Source organism: Ruminococcus sp. Marseille-P328, assembly GCF_964249465.1.
Taxonomy (GTDB): Bacteria; Bacillota; Clostridia; order Lachnospirales; family Lachnospiraceae; genus Blautia_A; species Blautia_A faecis.
Window position 1 is genome coordinate 164,180 of the sequence record NZ_CAXUBQ010000001.1, and the last position, 17,734, is coordinate 181,913.

Consider the following 17,734-nt stretch of genomic DNA (forward strand, 5'->3'; position numbering starts at 1 on the left):
GATCACTGCGTGGGTCGCTCGCTTTCTTTTGGAAAGGTCGTGGCGTACAGTCCCCGTGGCTCGCTATCTCACAAACGTATCTGTCTGCTTTATTCAGTTGTCAAAGAGCTGTGGCGAAAGCGTGTTGCTTTCATGTAAAAGCAGGGCAGAGCAGGAAAGAGGGGGACATTAAACCATGCTCTGCTAAAAACTGCTTATTCTTCTTCGATTTCTAAGGCAATATCAAACCCTAAAATCATTTTGATAAGTGCTTCTCGGATAAGTCCCTTTAACTCCATATCTACAACAATATAGACATTGCCGTATTCATCATAGAGTGGGCGCAAACAGCACTTTGATATGTACGGGTCATAAAATGCCAGTATTTTTTCAATCGCTTTTTCGTCCCCGTCCATTGCTTGCGAAAGCAAATAGTAGGACGGCTTCTTAAATGTTTGCTTCATTTTACTGCTTCTCCTTTAGTATTTTTTTCATAGTTTCCAAAGCATGATGTCGGTTTCTAAATACACCGCTTTGCGTAATCTTTTGTAAGTTGGCAATTTCACTTTCTGTCATTTCCAAGAAGTAATACATTAACAGAGTATTTCTCTTTCTTTCTGGAAGTTTTTTCAAGGCTTCTGCCAGCTCATCATCAAGGACACGAATATCAATGCCACATACTGAAAAGATTGTATAATCTGTTTCGTAGTCATCCCACACAGCAAAATTTTCAACGAAAATTTCTGGAAGTTCACAGAATGGAATTTCTTTATCTTTTCGTCGTTTCAATCCTTGTTGGTAGTCCTTTACAATATGACGGACAACTTTCTTCAAACAACTTTCAAATCGACATTGAACTGTTTTCTGGAAGTCAGACGGTTTCATCAATCTCACCCCCTTTCCACTATGATTTGAAAAGTGTTTATCCCTCTTTCCGCACCATATAGGGAATGAAAGGTGTGATTTAATGACCTCTTTTGAAAAATTTTTAAATTTTTTTCGAGTATGAAAAAAGCCCGCACAAAACATATAGTCTGTACGAGCCTTTAAAGCTAAAACATATTCAATTTTTAATAGTGTGCTATTAGGTGGAATTTGATTGCAAAGAATTGTACTTAAAGCTTTCCATAATGCAAGCCCCCTTAAAGCACCGTATCAATGTTGGCATGATTTTCAAATTACTCTGAAAAATTATGAACTGTTCCTTTTGGAAATGTAATGGTCAGTCTTGTATATTCTTTTTCCGTAGAAGCAATATCCAATTTCAAGCCCAACCTATCGCATAATTTTTTCGATAGATACAGTCCCATACCCGTTGCATTTGCCTTGTTTCTATTTGAACCCGTAAAACCTTTTTCAAATACACGGGATAAATCAGACGCTTTTATTCCACAACCATTATCTTCAATCACAAGCAATATATTTGTACCATTGTCTTGACTGTATATCGTCAGCTTATTTTCTTGCTTATCAAAATACTTAATCGCATTTTGCACGATTTGAGATAGAATGAATGTCAGCCATTTTTCATCAGTATAAATGACATTTTCTATGTCATGGATATTGATAATTGCTTTTCTTTCCATAAGCGAATGACGGAATTTCAGAATGACATTATGTATCACTTCGTCTAACTGCAACTGTTTTACAAAATAGTCTTTTTCCGTATTTTCGCTTCTTGCATAGTAGAGCATTTGTTCCACTAACTGAAATATTTTGTCTGTTTCTTTTTTTAATGTGTAATTTTTTGTATTGTCAAACGTCAAAGACAATGCTCCTATCGGTATTTTAATTTCATGGACGAAACTTTCCACATATTCTTGATAGTCCTGCTTTTCCTCTGTGATTTTGCCGATTTCATCATTCATAGATTTGCAGGCTTTTTTTAGTGCGTAGCAATAGGCTTTATTTTGAAATTCTTTTGGCTTTGGTAAAACGTCTGCAATATAATAGTTTTCTTCCAGTCCGTCTACTAAATCAATAATATGTTGTGAAGCGTTACGTTTCTTCCGATACAAACACCATTGAAAAAGCCCTTGTATGCTGATGAACAGAATTACCAGCGATACAACAAACAGCGTATCTACACCGTAGAAAATCAAGAGAAATGCTACTACGGCAAGAAAGAAAAGCTGAAACAATATCTCTGTTATTTTTTCTTCTAAGAATGTAAAAAAACTCACAGTTTCCAACCCTTTCCTCGTATATTTTCCAATAAATGAACAATACCGATTTCTTTCATTTTCTTTTTTAGACGGGTCATATTAACCAATAATACATTTTCGTCTATATAATATTTGTCGTTCCACAGCTTTTCCAGTAGTTCTTCTTTGCTAATAACTTTATCTTCGTTCATAAAGAAGTAGTACAAAATACGAAATTCATTTCTTGTCAGTTCAATGCTTTGCTCTTGATACTTCAAAATGGATAAATGTAAATCAAGGGTACAATCTTTTTTGACAAGCTCACGGAAATTATTCGGGTTTGACAACTGCAATGCACGCTTGATCTTCTCAAGAAGAATAAGCGTGTCATACGGCTTTGTGATGAAGTCAATCCCACCCACTTGAATACTTTTCAATTCGTCAGCATTTGTATCTCTGCTTGTTACAAAGATAATCGGTACTGGCATGACTTGTTTTATTTTCCTGCATACTTCATAGCCATTCTCATACGGCAGGTTAATATCAAGCAGAACCAGTTCTATGGAATATTGCTTTAATTCATCTGTCAGGTTTCCAAAGTCAATCAATAAAACTGTTTCATATCCTTGTGTGTTCAATAATTTAGAAAGCTCCAAACGAGTGATTTCATCATCTTCGATAATTGCTATTCTCATTTCAACACCCCCTTGATTTACCATTATAATAATTTCACAGCAGGAGAGCTAGAAAAATCTAACTCTCCTCATTGATATTTCGTTTGAAACCGATATACGTTGCTATCCAGTAAATACTATAAATTAGGAAGAAGATAATTAAATTCAAGCCAAAGTACATTAGATAAAGGTGTTTATCTCCCAAAATTTGTTGATACACATTATTCAATGACGACATCATCACAAAAGAACATAATATTGCTGATATTGCAGGGACACAAAATAATATCAATAATTGTTTTCTGATTGTCTTAAATAGCGACTTATCATTTATTCCTAATCTTCGCAAGGTCAAGTAGCGATATTTGTATTTAGTAGAGTCGCTCAATGATTGAACTGCCAAAATTGTTCCTACTGCGGAAATCAAAATAAATGCAATGTACATAAACAGACTGGCTACTATTGCAACCATTGCTTTTTGTTGTTCTATTTCTGCACCTCTTACGTTTACTCTATACGACTCATCATTTATTTCTCCATTTTCATCAACCTTTACTAATTGATGTTGCATATCTTCTTTTATCTTATTTTCTAATTCTGCGTCTGTATCTTCTTTTGTATCTATAATCAAATGATTTTCTGATACTTCAAGTCCTTGAACATATTTATCTGGAAGTACAACAACAAATCTGCCAGTATTAGTTATAGAGTTCCAATAAGACTTAGTGTCATATCCTTTTAATTTCAAATTTTTATTTGCTACTGTTATGGTTTCAATGTCTTTGTTATCTTCAACCTCATATGCAAACTTGCTATTTGTAACTATATAGTATTCGTTATCATTTAAAGAAAGCAACGGCATCTTTCTTAATTCTAGTAACCTATTATAATCACTTAACTTCAAGACTGGGTCAAAATCATAATATTCTGATTGGAAAAAATTTTGTACCTGATGATTCGGTTCTTTATAAATGTCATACTCAATGGTATTATCAATCGTATATTCTTCTTCAATTACTCGAATATATTCATCAAATACCTGCTTATCATCAAAGAGTTGTACATCATATGGTGCATTTAAATTCACGCTGATATCATACGAAGCTTTGTTGATACTAGAATAATTCAGAGCCAGCAGTGAAATTAAAATCAACATAGACAATGTACCAAATGTGAAGCTCATTGTTCTTGCTTTAGAAGCAAATGTTCTTGCTACAAACAGATTATCATTTTGATATTTCATTTTTTTATTCTTTAACAAAACAGTCAAGAACATATCTGCACAAGTTGTAGATATACCATAAATGCTGATAATCAACATGATTACGCTTACCATCAAATAAGTAAGTGTTTCTTGCTTATTAAAATTATCCATAGTACAACGTGAATTCCAGAGAAAAAGAGAAATCGCACCAAGAATAATACTTAAAACAAAAATGACATTTCTTTTTTTACTGTCACGGAACATTTTCTTTTCATTTTGTTTGTCAAAATAAAGAAAATCACGTATCGTCATTTTACTTATTCTTCTTAATAGATTAAGCAAAACCAAAACATAAATAGTTAAAAAATAAATTATCAATAGTCCAATAGAAACGAAATTCAAAGAAATAAAGAGAGTTTTTGGAATACCCAGTAAGTTTACAATTACTAACGACACAAACTGGCTGAATAAAAAGCCAATAGGAATAGCTAATACAAATGCTAAAATTCCCAACAGTATATTTTCAATTACAACTAAGTGGGCAATTTCTTTTTTCTTAATGCCAAGAAGCATATATGTTCCTAATTCTTTACTTCTTTTTTCAAACATAAATTTCGTTGTATAGTTGATCAAAAAGCATATCACAAAAATAATAAGAATATTTACAGCGAACAATGAATTCTTAAATGCATCCATACTGGAACATAACTTTACAATTTCATCAGAACTTGCCACCAAATTAAAAGCAAATATAAGAGAAAAGGAAACAGTAACGGTTATCAGATAAATCATATAATCTTTAATATTTCTTTTTGTATTTCTATACGCTAACTTACCTAACATTTCCCACTTCACCTCCAAGCAAGGTTAATATATCCAGTATTTCATTGAAGAAATCTTTTCTGCTTTTTTCCCCTCTGAAAATTTCATTGAATATTTTACCGTCTTTCAAGAACAAAATACGTTCACAGAAAGACGCACTAAACGGGTCATGTGTTACCATTAAAATAGTAGCCTGCATTTTCTTGTTGATTTCAGACATTGTTTCCAGTAATAATCTGGAAGCTTTTGAGTCCAAAGCTCCTGTGGGTTCATCAGCTAATATCAGTTTTGGTTCGTTAATTAAAGCTCTTGCACAAGCACAACGCTGTTTTTGTCCGCCCGAAACTTCATAAGGAAATTTTGATAAAATTTCTCGAATACCTAATTTATCAGCGATAGCATGAACCCGTTTCTCAATATCAGCAGAGTTCTGTTTGTTGATAACCAATGACAAAGAAATGTTTTCTTCAATCGTTAATGTATCTAAAAGGTTGAAGTCTTGAAAAATGAACCCTAGATTTTCACGTCTGAAATCAGCAAAATCTTTATCCTTGATTTTGGTAATATCTTGATTATTGACTGTAATGTGTCCGCTGGTTACAGTATCAATCGTAGAGATACAGTTTAATAGGGTAGTCTTTCCAGAACCACTAGCTCCCATGATTGCGACAAATTCGCCCTTATCTACATACATAGAAATACCGTCTACTGCCTTTGTGATATTTCCAGAGTTACCCCCATAGTATTTTTTTACTTGCTCTAAATTTAAAATGTGTTCCATTAAAAATCGCTCCTTTCTTCCTGCCACATTTATTTGTTTTGGAATACAATTAAATTATAGCAAGGGCAGTATTCAATTACACTTACAGTTTTGAAAGTAAACAGAGAGTAAAAGAGCCGTGATAATGCAGATCACAATTTTGTGAAGCATTTCCACGACCCTTTTATTATAATTTTGCCTTTGTCTTTTTCGTAATGATATAAATATATTCTTCTGGTGTAGGGCGTTTATTCCCAAAATACTTTTTGAAATTTGCCTGCACCTCTGGGTCGGTGCTATTCATAGCTTCATCAATCGTAGCTTCAATATCCGCCCGAACATCAGCCAATGATACACCGCCAGCTTTTGCACCAGCTTTCAATGCCTTTTTTATATCTCTTTTGTTCAGTCCTATCATATTCATACCTCAATTCTACTTTTTAAAGCTAATAAGTTTTCCATTGTATTTTACAATGATGAATATGATATAAAACACTCCTACAACAATCAAAATAAGACCTATGTAATAGCCTAATTCAGAATGAGAGATTAAATTGATAATCGGCATAACAAGAATACCAATACTAACCAGTAAAGTGCCTATTCCTATTTTTTTTGTAAACACCTTTTTATCTTTAGGGTCAAGTTGTGTATAATGATAACCATGTAATAAAGTAATATTCTCTTTTATACCTATTTGATAAGATGTAAAAAGTAAAAACAATCCTATAACTATTTCAACAATCAATTCCTCTAATTCCATAATCGTTCTCTCCTTTAATCAAAATAAAATAATTCTTCAAATTTTTTATCTAAAGCTATACAAAGCACTAATGCCAATTTTGCTGTTGGATTAAATTGTCCAGTTTCAATAGAACTAATTGTATTCCGAGAAACCCCGACTAGTTCAGCTAATTCTGTTTGTGATAATTTTTTTTCTTTTCGTACAGTTTTTAATCTGTTTCGCAAAATTAAATGTTCGTCCATTCTATAAACCTACCATTAAAAATTTATAAAAGTAATACCCCATAAATAGAAGAAAGAATAAAGCAATAACAAATTTGGATTTATTTTTTGAAATATGTGCTTCATAACCCATAGAGCCAAATGCCACAGACCCAATAATTGTCATTATGTCATAGTAAGGTTCTTTACAAACTGCTTTAATGAAAAGAATTAAAATGCAGATAAATAAAACAAACATTAAGCCAAAAGATTTCCCTTGAAGTTTAATATGTTTTTCGTATTCATCAAGATATAGATTCTCTTTTTTGTTTTGTGATAGTATTTTTTCTTTATCCATTATATAACGCTCCTTTCAAATAATACCAAGTACACTTGTCATTTATATTATAGCATTCGGTCATTACAAGTCAATATTTTTGCACAGTTTTCTTGTCGTTTTGTAAAAGCGTGCAAATCTGATAGGAAATGCACGCTATATCATTTATCCTACAATCTTCCAGTTACTATCCTTATGTAGCACAAGCTCATACTGCGATACCTGCGTCGCTTTTGTCTGATTATCAAGGAATTTCACAACAACCTTGACTTTCACATTATCCCCGTCTTTTGTAAAGATAGGGTTTACCAATTCAGAATAAAGGTAGTCCCTGCCGATAGGTTCAATCACATTTCCAGCTACATAGTAGGCAAGCTCTTTTTCTGTGGCTGTTGGGTACAGCTTAAAGAATGTTTCCAGAAATGCGGTAGCGTCGTTTACGGTATCAGCGTCCACGCTTGCGTCTGCTTCTGGTGTCTTAGGCTCATAGTCTGATTTTTCGATTGCTGGTGCAAGGGTAGGGTTCTGAACGATTACCATATCCCCGTCAGCGTCTATATGGACTTTTACGGTATAGGTTGCTTTCACATTGCTTGTCTTTTCTCCCTCTTTTATCTGCTGATCTACTTCGTAGGTAGCAGAAAAAGTGTCCGTTCCCGATTGTTCGATACTCCATACAATCACATCTGTAACTGTGGAGCTGGTCGGTATATCCGTTCTAATGGTATCAACATTCAAGTCCTGCAATTCCTTTGTCAGATAACCGTTGATTGCCTGCGTCCTTGATTCAATCGCTTCTTTACTGTTATTCCATGTGTAATAGGACTTCGCAAAATTCTTCACGAAATTTTCTATCCCGTTGGTGTCCTGCAAGCGAAGTTCAATGATTTCTTTTTCGTGGGTCGTGTGCTGGTCGATAGCCGTAAAATTCTTATACACCCCAAAGCTCACGCTTGCGACAAGCACCACCCACAACGCAATCACGGTTTTCTTATGTGTGCCTACCTTGACAGTACGCACCTTTTTTTCTTTTGGTTCTTTGATAGTTTCTGTCTGTTTCTTATTCTTCTTAAACATATTTTTCAAGTCCTTTCTATTGTTTTACTCGTCCTGCACCGATTAAGTGCTGTTGCCAGTAACTACTACTTAGGTCTGCATATCCTATCGGGTCGCCTGCATGGTACATCTGGTTATTTCCTACATAAATGCCGACGTGGGTTACATACGAACCAGCGTTATAGGTAGAATGGAAAAACACCAAGTCCCCAGCCTTTGCCTGCGAGAGTGGGAGATGTTGGGTAGCGTCATACTGTGCTTGTGCCGTTCTCGGTAAAGAGATACCAGCTTTTCCATAGCACCATTGCACAAGTCCGCTACAATCAAAGGAAGTGTTCGGGTTACTGCCACCATATACATACTTCCAGCCTTGATATTTCAACGCTTCATTCATAATCGCTTGTGCCGTCGCATTATCAAAATGTGCCACGGTCAGATATTGATTGAGTAATTCGACGTAGAACATATTTCCGTAACCATATCGCCAGCCCCCGTTCTTCGCAACGGCTATCGGGTTAGTATAGGTTACTTTCTTTCCACCCGACTTTTCACGGGCGAAGCTCTCTGCAAGATTAAAAGTGTGTTTCTTTCCTTTTCCAGCTACATAACCCACATAGCCACCGCCATAGTTATAAGACTGTATCACTACATTCAAATCGTCGATACCTTGATTTTTGCAAGAAGAAAGCAAGGACGCAAAATATTTACACCCCTGCTTGATTGAACTTTCCGTATCTAAAGAGTTGGGCGGTAAACCCAGACTTTCCGAACTCTGCATAACATCTTCTGCCGTACCGCCACTTTCTACTTGAATGATAGCAAGTAGCACATTGACATACTCGGAGATACCGCTTTCTCTGGCGTACTTTTCCACCATAGGCTGATGTTTCAAGACTTCTGCGGATAAGTTCATACCCGTAATGCCAGAAGAAAAGTTGCTGTTCTCATCGTCGCTGTCCGCACTAATCAGCACCCCAAAGAAAAGCACCAGAGAAAAGAGGATAGGAAACAGACTGCCGATAAGAGCGATATGTTTCAGTTTCATTTTTTCTTCTGTCCTTTCTTCGTTACAAGGTTACGAGTTTTCTCTATGGTCTGTTGGTTCTTCTGGACGGTTTGCGTTTGCTGAACCTTTATCCTGCGGTCTTTGGTGTCATTCTGGTGTGTTTCCTGCGATACCACTTTTTCTACATTCTGCCTATGTACTGGCTGTGCAGGCTGGGTCGCTTTTCTATCAGAAGCACCAGAAGATAACGGACGCTCTTTTACAACATTCGTCTTGACTGGCTCACTTGCTTTTGAAGTGGTCGCTGTGGCAGGGCGTTTCACTTCCTGCATTTTTTCCGCACTCGGCTTTGGAATGGTTGAAGCTGTGGCTGGTCGCTCATGGGGACGGGTAGCTCCCGTTGTCGCTGATCCGTCCGTCTTTCGCTGTGCCTGCCTTGCTTCTTGTGCCTTTTGAAGCTCAATACGCTTGTCAGCGATACTCTGTCTATGCTGTGCCTGCCTTTCCAATCGTCCCGACTGTCTGGACTGCTGTTCCTGCACCATGCCACGCTTGAAGTCGGACACGCTGGACTTTGCCTTTTCCTTTGTGGAATACACCGCATAAGCGGTCTGTGTCGGCATATCCTTGATATTCTCTTTGACAGCATTTGCCTTGTCTTTCACTTTATTTTTCGTATCTAAGACAGCACCCACCTTTGAGCCTGCACGCTGTCCCACGCTGGAAGTGGTATTGCCCCGATTTTCTTTAGAAGCGGTATTTTTTCTTTCAGCCCGTTTGCCAGCAACGGCACTTCCAGCAACCGCACCAGCGACACCGCCCGAAATACCGCCAGCACTTACCGCCCTTGCAATACGGTGTTCCATACGCCTAGCCCGATGTCGCATAAACAGATACGGTCTGCGGAAAATCCTGTGTCCCATGCTTTGACTGTCGCCAGCATTAAGTGAGAACATACTCATTAAGTCGCCCAGCTTCATGTAGATACCAGCGAAACACACTATCTGCAAGAACGCCACCATAAAAAACGGATAGTCCGTGGAGATGTTATAAAACATACTGGAAATGCTGAACGCTACTGTTACAATGAGCGTTATTCCTGCCCGTGTCATTATGGTATTAAACACCCTCACGATTGCCTGCTTTGCCATGCTTTCATAACTCGGTATCATGGAAAGTAGAAAACTGATAGGTAAAAACATTGCAAAGATAATAAAAAGTATCTGGCTAAACAACATCATGCCCGTAAGCAAGAATACAAATATCGTTATCCCTAAATTGAAGAACAGTAGGAAGAACACCATACCTAAACGGTTCACTACCTGCGGTATTGTCAGATTGTTGTTGTCGTTGTCCTCGATTTCTGTTTTCACGACTTCCTCTCTGGTTTTCCCGTCCTCGTCCTCTGGACTTGCCAATACAAGAGCTTCGACACGGTCTGCCCCGATTTCTTCTGTGTTGCTGTTACCGAATTGCAGAAGTAGCCACGGCTGTTCCACTTGAATAGAAAATAGGCTGTCCCGTATCAAGTCCACGCTGTCCTTGCCCTCGCTGTCGGAGTTGGGGAGCATGATTTTTGTTCCCAAGTCCAAAGAAGCGGTACTGATGTCTGATGAAAATTCATTTATCTTCTTGATGTAGTCGGGAGCGTAGGCAATAAACGAAGCGGACAGCACGAACACCACCACAAAGTTGATAACAGCGTGAAGTGCCTTGCTGGTTTCCCGTTTAATCAGTCCCGTATAAGCAACATACATTCCCACCACTAAGATAATGAGAAGCAGGAAACCAACATAGAAGCCCGTAGAAGAAAAGCCGTTCTCGGTTACACCTGCAAGGGTCTGTATGCTCTTTCCGATACTGTCTGCCATATCGTTAATAAAATCAAGTTTATAGGCTTCCTGCACCACATAGCCCGTGGCATTGCTTAAATAAAGGCTTATCGTCCAGACAAAGTTGGTAATGCAGTAAAGCCCGTACTGTACCGATTTTCCAATGCCGTCCAGCCAGTTCCACGGCAACCACGACCAGCTATTATCCACATAAAAATCAAGTTGGTAGTTAGATAGCGGATATTTTGAGTAAAGATTTTCTGCATTGATAGTATCGTCTACAAGTCCCGTTGCATGAGCCACCGTCCCCAAAAGTGAAAGCAGGATAAGGGAGAGTGCCACGACAAACAGAGCCATTTTGAGAACGTGAAGTATCTTCTTTTTTGTGAACGCACCTTTTATCCTTTCTTTCATCACTCCACCTCATTTCTCTGTACGGGCGGTCTGGTATCAAAGGCGTGTAGCAGTTCTTCAAAAACTGGGTGTATCTGTACCACACCGACACGCCCGTATAAGTCCTGCAATAAGCATTGTCCGTTCTCCAAATCACGAAGCCGTTTCTGGTTGTTTTCATCGTCCTTGTCGATACCGAAAAATTCTAAGGTCTGTTTTATCTCGTTGATGTCAGTAGAACGGAAAGCGAATTTTAAGCCGATATTGTTTTTCAGACTTTCCTTTGCCACGTCCCCAGAAGATTGTGTAACGAAATAAACGCCTGCCTGCATAGCTCGTCCAGCACGAACCAGCTTGTTAGAGAGCGTTTCTCCTTGTGCCACATTTAAGAACGCCCACGCTTCGTCCAAATCGACAATCTTAAAAATATTTCTGTCCGAATGGATAAAATCAAGGGCAAAGGTACTAATCACAATCAGCATAGACACCGACAATAATTCAATAGTCGTGTATTCCTCAAAGGTCGTGTCCTTATCTGGCAGTACAAGGTCGGCTACTTGAATGATATTGAGCTGGTTATCAAGGCTGATTGCATTTTCCACCGTACCGTCTGAAAACAGCAGATGTGCAAAGTCGTAGTCCGTGAAGCTGTCGATATGGTCTGCGATATTTCTTGATATGGGCGTATCTTCACGGCGTAGCTCGTCTATTACATGGAGCAAGCCCCGACTGTCGCTCTGGGTAACGGAACGAACCGCTTTTCGTAACACGGGGAATTTTTCGCCGTCCCTAGAGGAAATACCCGTAAGGAATGTTAAGATGTCGATTGCCAGACTTTCAGCGTCCTTTACATTCTTCATAATCACGAATGGGTCAAGAAGTCCTGCATTGTCTTTATCGCTGGTAAGATTTACGATATTGATTTCATGGGCGATTTCTGGAAGTGTTTCTTTCCAGTTGCCACGCTCGGCTTTGGGGTCTAAAATGACTGCTTGACCGCCAAACAACACCGAATAATACACCAGAAGATTGTTGCAGAACGACTTTCCACCGCCAAGCGAACCGACAAAAGCAGACGCTAAAGCGTTGGTAACTGTACCTTTTACGCCCTGCGAAGCTAAAGACGGTTGCAGGTACACATTTCTTCCCGTATCAACAGAATAGCCCATATAGATACCCGTAGTTTCCCCTAATTGCTGTGTCGCACCAAAGCCAAGCCCTGCCAAGAAGTCTGATTTTACATACTGCACATAGTCATTGATATATCGCTTGCTGGCTGGAAGAAATTCAGAATGAAGCCCCAGCATATCCCCAGCAGGACGCACCAGCTTTACATTGAGGTCGTCGTAAAAGTCCTTGACTTCATCACAACGGCGTTTCAGCTCGTCAAGATCGGGTGCAGACACCCGTATCACGTAGCTTAACTTATACATACTTTCTTTTGTCTGGTCTAAATCAGTTTCCAGCTCGTCCACGCTGTCTAAGGCGTCTACCACATTCGAGCTGGTTTCACTTCCTGCTTGATAAGCGTGATTGTCAAGGTCTTTCAATTCCTTTTTCTTATTTCTTACTGTGGTAAGAGCCTTTCTGTTCTCCACGATTTCTACATTCATAGAAGTATCAACGGGAAAGGTAAATTGCTGTTGCTGGAAATAGAAGATTTCAGACGACGGAAAATCCAGCTCGCCGACAATCGCATTGACGGTAAAATAGGACACATAACTTTCCTTGTCCTCATGTTCCAATCGTAAATACCGCTGGTTTTCCTCAATCACACACCTTGTCGGACGGATAAGGTCGTAGTATTTTATCAGCGTTTCTTTGTTCAATTTTTTCTTTGGTAGTTGGTACTCATAATCTTCATAGGCGATACCGTCCCTGCCGTAAAGATGTTCCATGAGATAGCCAAAATCATTGATTTCCAAGCGACGCACCTTGAAACGACGGGAGATTTTATTTTCCAGTAACTTTTCCATTTTCATGTAACGGTTGATTTCATCATTTGGCATGGAAACAAAGTCATTCATCAGCGTGTGGTTCACTTCATGGAGAAATTCCGTGAACGTCAGCCACGCCGATTTTTTGATGTTCTTCAGATTGAACTGTTCTTCCGTAACCATGAGCTTAAAGCCAAGAAAAAAGCGGTAGTCCACTTGATTGTCCCCAATCATAGATACTAACGCTTCGGTCTGTTCGTCTATCTTCTGATAGGCAACTTCCTTTAATTTTCCAGTTACCAGCTTCTTTGACTGTTCCTGCATACTGCGGATTGAGCTTTCTGTGGCAATCTGCAAGGCATGAATTTTACCCTCACGGGACTGTGCGATAAGCTGTCGAAAGCTGTCATGCACGATAAATTTCTGCTCTGCGGATAAGAAAGAATAGTTGTACGGTATCAGCTCATAATAGGCAAACACTTCATTGTCCTTGTTCCAGACAAGGTTATTGTCAATATATTTTATCGGGAACATAGTTCACACTCCTTACTGCCGTGATTGTTTCATTCAAGGTCTGCTTATGCAGTTTTACGGCTTTTCCTGCATAAGTGATTTTAGGTCGCAGGGCATAGGTTATCTGTGATTTCAAAAAGCTGTACGGCTTCTTTCCGTCAAAGGTTTTCTGCGACATAAACCAAGTGAGAGCAACGGGAATACCGAAGTATTTGAGAAATGCTCCCTCAATCATGGAAAGTGGGGGAATATCCCCAAACAGAATGATGATAAATTCTGTAATCACAAACCATGTAATCTGTGTAAAAGTAACGGGAAAGGGTAAGTTAAAGTCATTGATTGCATACAAGACTTTTTCCACGTTCCAGATACCCGTGTAGCTTTTAATCTTTTTCAAGTTCTTTCAGCTCCTTTCGTAAGTTTCTAAATAGAAAAGGACAGCCATGTTTCAGACTGTCCCTTAAAAGAGAAATACGCTGTCAGTAGCAACAATGCTTGTCGCTGATCTTCCAGCGTTAATATGGTATCTCGCACATACCTCGGCTTGTTTCAATAAAGCAACCGCCCATATCCAAATCTCGCCCGTAGGCTTCATAGTCAATGTAGTTCTGTAAGCTGGGTGGAATGTCGCCAAGTGCCTGCAATTCGTCTATGTAGTAGTAGGCAACGTCTGTCATGGTTTCACAGTCGGGATAATAATAAATATCGTCCTTGTGTTCTACGACTTCTTCCAGCGTCCCGTAGTGGCTGATAAATTCGTCCAGACACTCTACGATATAGTCGGGAAGTTCCTCTAGCATTTCATACATCTCATTGAGTTCTTCAATGGAAACATACTCGCCAATCGCAATCGGGAAGTTGTCGGTATCATGGATTGCGTATTCCTCATACTGTTCATTCAAGCCGATTTTTTCTTTCACATCTTCTTCGTCAATGGGGAACGTGAACCAAGCACCGACTAAATAACCCTCATTGTATTTACCAAGATTAGCAATATAAACCGCCATATCATCAATCATAAGCACCACCTCATTTCCTACTCTGGCAGTTCAAAGATACCGTGTTCCGTTACTAAAAATTTCCCGTGTTCCTGCAAGTGAGAAGCGTAGGCTTCAAAGTCAAAGTAATATTCTTGACAGTCCTCGGACAGATGTTTGAACGTCGGGTCGTTCATCAGCTTTTGCCTTGCAACATCAATCATGCTTTTGCAGTCGGGATAAACCGTAATCACGTTCCTGCAAATATAAAGTGCTTCTAAGTTCTCAAACACCGTAAGTAGTGATACATATTCTTCCTGCATATCACTTGAAAGCTGGCGATACATAAAATCTAATTCATTGAGCTGGTAGACGCTTGTATGTTCTTGAACTTCATCAGCATAAGGCAACACCTTTTCAATAATACGGTATTCCCCACTTTCTGCACCGACACCTAGCTTTTCTTCAAACTCGTCAACATCTATCGGCAGTTCAAACCAGTATGATATTGTTTCTTCGCCAGTTGTTCCTCTCGTTTCCACCAGCACCCTTGTTTCCTGCATTGTTCCTCACGTCCTTTCTGTTGGTTCATCACATCTTTTAAGTTCTGGTATGAGATACCAAACACATATTTAGAAAAATCTTCTAACTGTCTTTCTTCATAGTCGGCAGGGTTCAGCCGTTTCATTTCATGCCACACCTTACGCTTGTAAGAGGGCAGGTCGGAAATGTATTCACAGCCGACTTTTGCCTGCGTATCCTTAAAAATATCGTTCATTTCATCACTCCAATCTGAAATTTTAGGTAAGAAAAAAGCAGTCAATCCTAAGACTAACTGCTTTGTGTGTATGGATATGAAATTGTAAACTAGATTATCTGTTATAGAGTTGCGGTCATAATATATTCTTCGCTATTTTCATCAACAACAAGAAAACCTGCTTTCTTATACATTTTTACTGCATAATTATTTTTCTGAACAGATAAGGAAATTTTTGAATATCCAAAAGATTTTTCCATTGACAATAACTGTTGCAATAATGAAGTTCCAATCCCTTGTCCTCTATACTTTTGAAAAACAGACATAGCAAGGGACGGTGTATCATTGTCAATGTGTCCGTAATCGTTCATTATTCGTACCCAAATAGCACCCACGACATTTCCTTGAACTTCCGCAACTAAAGCCCTATCATCTTTTCGCTTTCCAAATTCAAAAACATATTCTTGTAATTCTGGACAGTTAATTATTGATTTAGGTGGTGGCTCAACACCGTCTGGAATATAAATTGCTTCATACAAAAAGTCATTGAGTAAAACATATTCTTCTTTTTTTATTTCCCGTATGACATAATCCATAGCTTAACTCCAAATCTATTTTATCTTTTTTCATACCCCAATTATACCATTCACATATAAGCATTACAACAAAATTTTAAGCACCGATAATTTTATTGAACAGCTCTAACAGTACATCTTTCACACCGCCAGCATTGAATACCAAACCGACAGCAATCAAGGCAACTACCAAGAAGCCGATAAGTTTGGAAAACTCACGCTTGAAACCTAAGTAGATACCGATAACTACAATCGCCATAAGCACTAAGCTCTGTGCGTTGCTTAAAAACCATTGATACAAATTTTGCCCGAAATTCATGTTATTTGTCCTCGCTTTCTTTTAATTGTTTCATTTCATAGTCAGCTTCTTTGCCGACATTCAAAATACACATCAAGACTACGCCGATACCCATTCCCATAGATACCAGCAGGAAGTCTTTTAATAATACCCACATTTTTATCACTCCTAACTTTCCACCAAATCTTTTGCAGGGGTCGTCTGCTGTTTGATTATCATTTCATGCTTTTCTGTGAGCTTTGCCTGCTGTTCGATTGTTTCCATGTAGTCTGTACCGTTTCCCTTATCAATCTTTTTCAGCATTTTTAAGGTCGGTGCTACCTGCCTTTGTACCCAACGCAATGTACGGTCTAAGGTATAAGGCTCTGGCTTTGTCGTCAGCTTCAAGCTCTGTCTGTTATCGCCGATAAACCAAGCCCAGCGGTCATTGAGTTTCCAGTCATTTTTTCGCTTGTCTGGTTCTTCATCAACAAACCGCACATACTGGTTGATGATAGAAAAGGCGGTCTGCTCTGCGTCATAATAGGTCAGCAAATCTCGTACTGCATAATAAGCACGTTCATTTCTAAGCCGTATCTCAAAACGGTTGATAATGTCGGCTTCTTCCAGAGGTGTCCCTAACTTGACGTACTGCTCATAGTCCTTTTCATAGATACAGAAATACACATCTGATTTCAGCGAACCAAGATAAAGGGTACGTCCCATATATTCTCTGTCGTCCTCTCTGTGCTTGATAAGTTCGCCAGACTGGTAAAACTTATAACTTCTGGACTTTCCGATATATTCCCGTTTCCTGCATTTTTCCGCAAGCTCTGGAATATCCAAAATGCCCGTATGGTCGTTGATAGCAAGGTCGATACGCTTCATCACGCCACCGTCTACTAATGCGTCCATGAGAAAGTCATACCAGCTTCTTTGCTGTGCCAGCAGGTAACTTTCAAACTGCCTGCAACCACGCCCCTTTAACTCTAAAAGGACACCTTTTTCTTCGTCAGCTGACGTATAGATAAAGATGTCCCCTAATGAATAATGCTCCGTATAACTGTAACGCCCGTAATCTTCATGGAGCATATAATTGATATTCAGTTTTAATATATCTTTGATGATGTGCTGTATATCCAGCGTGGGAAAACGAATTTTTACATAATCAAACAGCATGGTAAGTGGTGCTTCGGGATTGAACCTTGCCAGTTCCTTATGCAGAGTTTCCAAAAGTTCCTTTGACGGCTTCATTTTTCCGCTTTCTATCTTGTTGAGATATTCCCTTGTGATACCAGAAGCCACCGCCAGCCTGCCTTGTGAGATACCGTAAGCAATCCGTTTCTCCCGTAATTCTTTTATCCATTGTTCTTCATTCAGAACCATACCCCCAATCTGTAAAGTGTGAAGTTTTTCAAGGCGACTTCACAACTGATTTTTGCTAGGAAATCATGCCAGAAGCCTTATGTTTCCTATGTTTTTTGTCTATTGTCTATTTGCAAACGTACCCCTCTGTTAGATACCGAGGGGTTTTACCTGCTGGCGT

Annotated in this window: 22 protein-coding genes; all 22 read right to left on the minus strand. The window is 38.9% G+C overall.

The features are described from left to right. Positions 1 to 194: 194 nt before the first annotated feature. The 22 genes from ACESTK_RS00785 to mobT all read right to left on the minus strand — a co-directional run bounded on the left by ACESTK_RS00785 (position 195) and on the right by mobT (position 17,574). Entirely contained in the window at positions 195 to 443 is a 249-nt protein-coding gene (locus ACESTK_RS00785) for a helix-turn-helix domain-containing protein (protein WP_004613734.1), read from the minus strand. 1 nt (position 444) lies between these two features. Then, on the minus strand, positions 445 to 864 hold the full coding sequence (locus ACESTK_RS00790) for an RNA polymerase sigma factor (protein ID WP_044998991.1): 420 nt from the start codon (positions 862 to 864) through the stop codon (positions 445 to 447). Between the two features lie 293 nt (positions 865 to 1,157). Next, positions 1,158 to 2,162, minus strand: a complete 1,005-nt coding sequence (locus ACESTK_RS00795) for a sensor histidine kinase (RefSeq protein ID WP_117628743.1) — start codon at positions 2,160 to 2,162, stop codon at positions 1,158 to 1,160. After that, positions 2,159 to 2,818 (minus strand): DNA-binding response regulator, encoded by a 660-nt coding sequence (locus ACESTK_RS00800; RefSeq protein WP_117628737.1) that lies wholly within the window; start codon positions 2,816 to 2,818, stop codon positions 2,159 to 2,161. Before ACESTK_RS00800 ends, ACESTK_RS00795 begins: the two co-directional genes overlap by 4 nt. A gap of 58 nt (positions 2,819 to 2,876) precedes the next feature. Beyond that, positions 2,877 to 4,844 (minus strand): ABC transporter permease, encoded by a 1,968-nt coding sequence (locus ACESTK_RS00805; protein ID WP_370848351.1) that lies wholly within the window; start codon positions 4,842 to 4,844, stop codon positions 2,877 to 2,879. Continuing rightward, entirely contained in the window at positions 4,834 to 5,604 is a 771-nt protein-coding gene (locus ACESTK_RS00810) for an ABC transporter ATP-binding protein (protein ID WP_117628735.1), read from the minus strand. The genes ACESTK_RS00805 and ACESTK_RS00810 overlap by 11 nt, the downstream gene beginning before the upstream one ends. A gap of 166 nt (positions 5,605 to 5,770) precedes the next feature. After that, the gene (locus tag ACESTK_RS00815) at positions 5,771 to 6,001 is read right to left on the minus strand and encodes a hypothetical protein (protein ID WP_003060191.1); all 231 of its coding nucleotides are present in this window, start codon (positions 5,999 to 6,001) and stop codon (positions 5,771 to 5,773) included. 15 nt (positions 6,002 to 6,016) lie between these two features. Beyond that, entirely contained in the window at positions 6,017 to 6,346 is a 330-nt protein-coding gene (locus ACESTK_RS00820) for a DUF3784 domain-containing protein (RefSeq protein ID WP_003061243.1), read from the minus strand. Between the two features lie 14 nt (positions 6,347 to 6,360). Beyond that, positions 6,361 to 6,570, minus strand: coding sequence for a helix-turn-helix transcriptional regulator (locus ACESTK_RS00825; RefSeq protein WP_005342572.1), 210 nt, complete (start codon positions 6,568 to 6,570; stop codon positions 6,361 to 6,363). A 1-nt stretch (position 6,571) separates the two neighbouring features. Further along, entirely contained in the window at positions 6,572 to 6,886 is a 315-nt protein-coding gene (locus ACESTK_RS00830) for a DUF6442 family protein (protein WP_055157126.1), read from the minus strand. A 144-nt stretch (positions 6,887 to 7,030) separates the two neighbouring features. Continuing rightward, positions 7,031 to 7,942 carry a conjugal transfer protein gene (locus tag ACESTK_RS00835; RefSeq protein ID WP_373118185.1) on the minus strand — a complete coding sequence of 304 codons (912 nt, stop codon included), beginning with the start codon at positions 7,940 to 7,942 and terminating at the stop codon, positions 7,031 to 7,033. Positions 7,943 to 7,958: 16 nt separating this feature from the next. Further along, positions 7,959 to 8,966 (minus strand): lysozyme family protein, encoded by a 1,008-nt coding sequence (locus tag ACESTK_RS00840; protein ID WP_373118188.1) that lies wholly within the window; start codon positions 8,964 to 8,966, stop codon positions 7,959 to 7,961. After that, complete coding sequence (locus ACESTK_RS00845; protein ID WP_373118191.1) at positions 8,963 to 11,173, minus strand: CD3337/EF1877 family mobilome membrane protein; 2,211 nt, start codon at positions 11,171 to 11,173, stop codon at positions 8,963 to 8,965. The genes ACESTK_RS00840 and ACESTK_RS00845 overlap by 4 nt, the downstream gene beginning before the upstream one ends. After that, complete coding sequence (locus ACESTK_RS00850) at positions 11,173 to 13,623, minus strand: ATP-binding protein (protein ID WP_373118193.1); 2,451 nt, start codon at positions 13,621 to 13,623, stop codon at positions 11,173 to 11,175. The genes ACESTK_RS00845 and ACESTK_RS00850 overlap by 1 nt, the downstream gene beginning before the upstream one ends. After that, positions 13,601 to 13,999 carry a conjugal transfer protein gene (locus tag ACESTK_RS00855; protein WP_004843362.1) on the minus strand — a complete coding sequence of 133 codons (399 nt, stop codon included), beginning with the start codon at positions 13,997 to 13,999 and terminating at the stop codon, positions 13,601 to 13,603. The genes ACESTK_RS00850 and ACESTK_RS00855 overlap by 23 nt, the downstream gene beginning before the upstream one ends. Positions 14,000 to 14,117: 118 nt before the next feature. Next, entirely contained in the window at positions 14,118 to 14,621 is a 504-nt protein-coding gene (locus ACESTK_RS00860) for an antirestriction protein ArdA (protein ID WP_195699261.1), read from the minus strand. A 17-nt stretch (positions 14,622 to 14,638) separates the two neighbouring features. Continuing rightward, positions 14,639 to 15,142: an antirestriction protein ArdA gene (locus ACESTK_RS00865; RefSeq protein WP_077746905.1), complete on the minus strand. Its 504-nt coding sequence runs from the start codon at positions 15,140 to 15,142 to the stop codon at positions 14,639 to 14,641. Next, positions 15,061 to 15,357 (minus strand): conjugal transfer protein, encoded by a 297-nt coding sequence (locus ACESTK_RS00870; RefSeq protein WP_373118196.1) that lies wholly within the window; start codon positions 15,355 to 15,357, stop codon positions 15,061 to 15,063. The genes ACESTK_RS00865 and ACESTK_RS00870 overlap by 82 nt, the downstream gene beginning before the upstream one ends. A 101-nt stretch (positions 15,358 to 15,458) precedes the next feature. Then, positions 15,459 to 15,932 (minus strand): GNAT family N-acetyltransferase, encoded by a 474-nt coding sequence (locus ACESTK_RS00875; protein WP_117613851.1) that lies wholly within the window; start codon positions 15,930 to 15,932, stop codon positions 15,459 to 15,461. 76 nt (positions 15,933 to 16,008) lie between these two features. Then, on the minus strand, positions 16,009 to 16,230 hold the full coding sequence (locus tag ACESTK_RS00880; RefSeq protein ID WP_002323342.1) for a hypothetical protein: 222 nt from the start codon (positions 16,228 to 16,230) through the stop codon (positions 16,009 to 16,011). Between the two features lies 1 nt (position 16,231). Beyond that, the gene (locus ACESTK_RS00885; RefSeq protein ID WP_021651360.1) at positions 16,232 to 16,366 is read right to left on the minus strand and encodes a DUF3789 domain-containing protein; all 135 of its coding nucleotides are present in this window, start codon (positions 16,364 to 16,366) and stop codon (positions 16,232 to 16,234) included. A gap of 11 nt (positions 16,367 to 16,377) precedes the next feature. After that, complete coding sequence (gene mobT, locus ACESTK_RS00890) at positions 16,378 to 17,574, minus strand: MobT family relaxase (protein ID WP_106629291.1); 1,197 nt, start codon at positions 17,572 to 17,574, stop codon at positions 16,378 to 16,380. Between the last annotated feature and the right edge of the window lie 160 nt (positions 17,575 to 17,734).

What these genes read in the sequence shown, in the direction of transcription:
- ACESTK_RS00785 (WP_004613734.1), bottom strand. Translation starts at nt 443, where the DNA reads ATGAAGCAAACATTTAAGAAGCCGTCCTACTATTTGCTTTCGCAAGCA.
- ACESTK_RS00790 (WP_044998991.1), bottom strand. Translation starts at nt 864, where the DNA reads ATGAAACCGTCTGACTTCCAGAAAACAGTTCAATGTCGATTTGAAAGT.
- ACESTK_RS00800 (WP_117628737.1), bottom strand. Translation starts at nt 2,818, where the DNA reads ATGAGAATAGCAATTATCGAAGATGATGAAATCACTCGTTTGGAGCTT.
- ACESTK_RS00805 (WP_370848351.1), bottom strand. Translation starts at nt 4,844, where the DNA reads ATGTTAGGTAAGTTAGCGTATAGAAATACAAAAAGAAATATTAAAGAT.
- ACESTK_RS00810 (WP_117628735.1), bottom strand. Translation starts at nt 5,604, where the DNA reads ATGGAACACATTTTAAATTTAGAGCAAGTAAAAAAATACTATGGGGGT.
- ACESTK_RS00815 (WP_003060191.1), bottom strand. Translation starts at nt 6,001, where the DNA reads ATGATAGGACTGAACAAAAGAGATATAAAAAAGGCATTGAAAGCTGGT.
- ACESTK_RS00820 (WP_003061243.1), bottom strand. Translation starts at nt 6,346, where the DNA reads ATGGAATTAGAGGAATTGATTGTTGAAATAGTTATAGGATTGTTTTTA.
- ACESTK_RS00825 (WP_005342572.1), bottom strand. Translation starts at nt 6,570, where the DNA reads ATGGACGAACATTTAATTTTGCGAAACAGATTAAAAACTGTACGAAAA.
- ACESTK_RS00830 (WP_055157126.1), bottom strand. Translation starts at nt 6,886, where the DNA reads ATGGATAAAGAAAAAATACTATCACAAAACAAAAAAGAGAATCTATAT.
- ACESTK_RS00835 (WP_373118185.1), bottom strand. Translation starts at nt 7,942, where the DNA reads ATGTTTAAGAAGAATAAGAAACAGACAGAAACTATCAAAGAACCAAAA.
- ACESTK_RS00840 (WP_373118188.1), bottom strand. Translation starts at nt 8,966, where the DNA reads ATGAAACTGAAACATATCGCTCTTATCGGCAGTCTGTTTCCTATCCTC.
- ACESTK_RS00845 (WP_373118191.1), bottom strand. Translation starts at nt 11,173, where the DNA reads ATGAAAGAAAGGATAAAAGGTGCGTTCACAAAAAAGAAGATACTTCAC.
- ACESTK_RS00850 (WP_373118193.1), bottom strand. Translation starts at nt 13,623, where the DNA reads ATGTTCCCGATAAAATATATTGACAATAACCTTGTCTGGAACAAGGAC.
- ACESTK_RS00860 (WP_195699261.1), bottom strand. Translation starts at nt 14,621, where the DNA reads ATGATTGATGATATGGCGGTTTATATTGCTAATCTTGGTAAATACAAT.
- ACESTK_RS00865 (WP_077746905.1), bottom strand. Translation starts at nt 15,142, where the DNA reads ATGCAGGAAACAAGGGTGCTGGTGGAAACGAGAGGAACAACTGGCGAA.
- ACESTK_RS00870 (WP_373118196.1), bottom strand. Translation starts at nt 15,357, where the DNA reads ATGAACGATATTTTTAAGGATACGCAGGCAAAAGTCGGCTGTGAATAC.
- ACESTK_RS00875 (WP_117613851.1), bottom strand. Translation starts at nt 15,932, where the DNA reads ATGGATTATGTCATACGGGAAATAAAAAAAGAAGAATATGTTTTACTC.
- ACESTK_RS00880 (WP_002323342.1), bottom strand. Translation starts at nt 16,230, where the DNA reads ATGAATTTCGGGCAAAATTTGTATCAATGGTTTTTAAGCAACGCACAG.
- ACESTK_RS00885 (WP_021651360.1), bottom strand. Translation starts at nt 16,366, where the DNA reads ATGTGGGTATTATTAAAAGACTTCCTGCTGGTATCTATGGGAATGGGT.
- mobT (WP_106629291.1), bottom strand. Translation starts at nt 17,574, where the DNA reads ATGGTTCTGAATGAAGAACAATGGATAAAAGAATTACGGGAGAAACGG.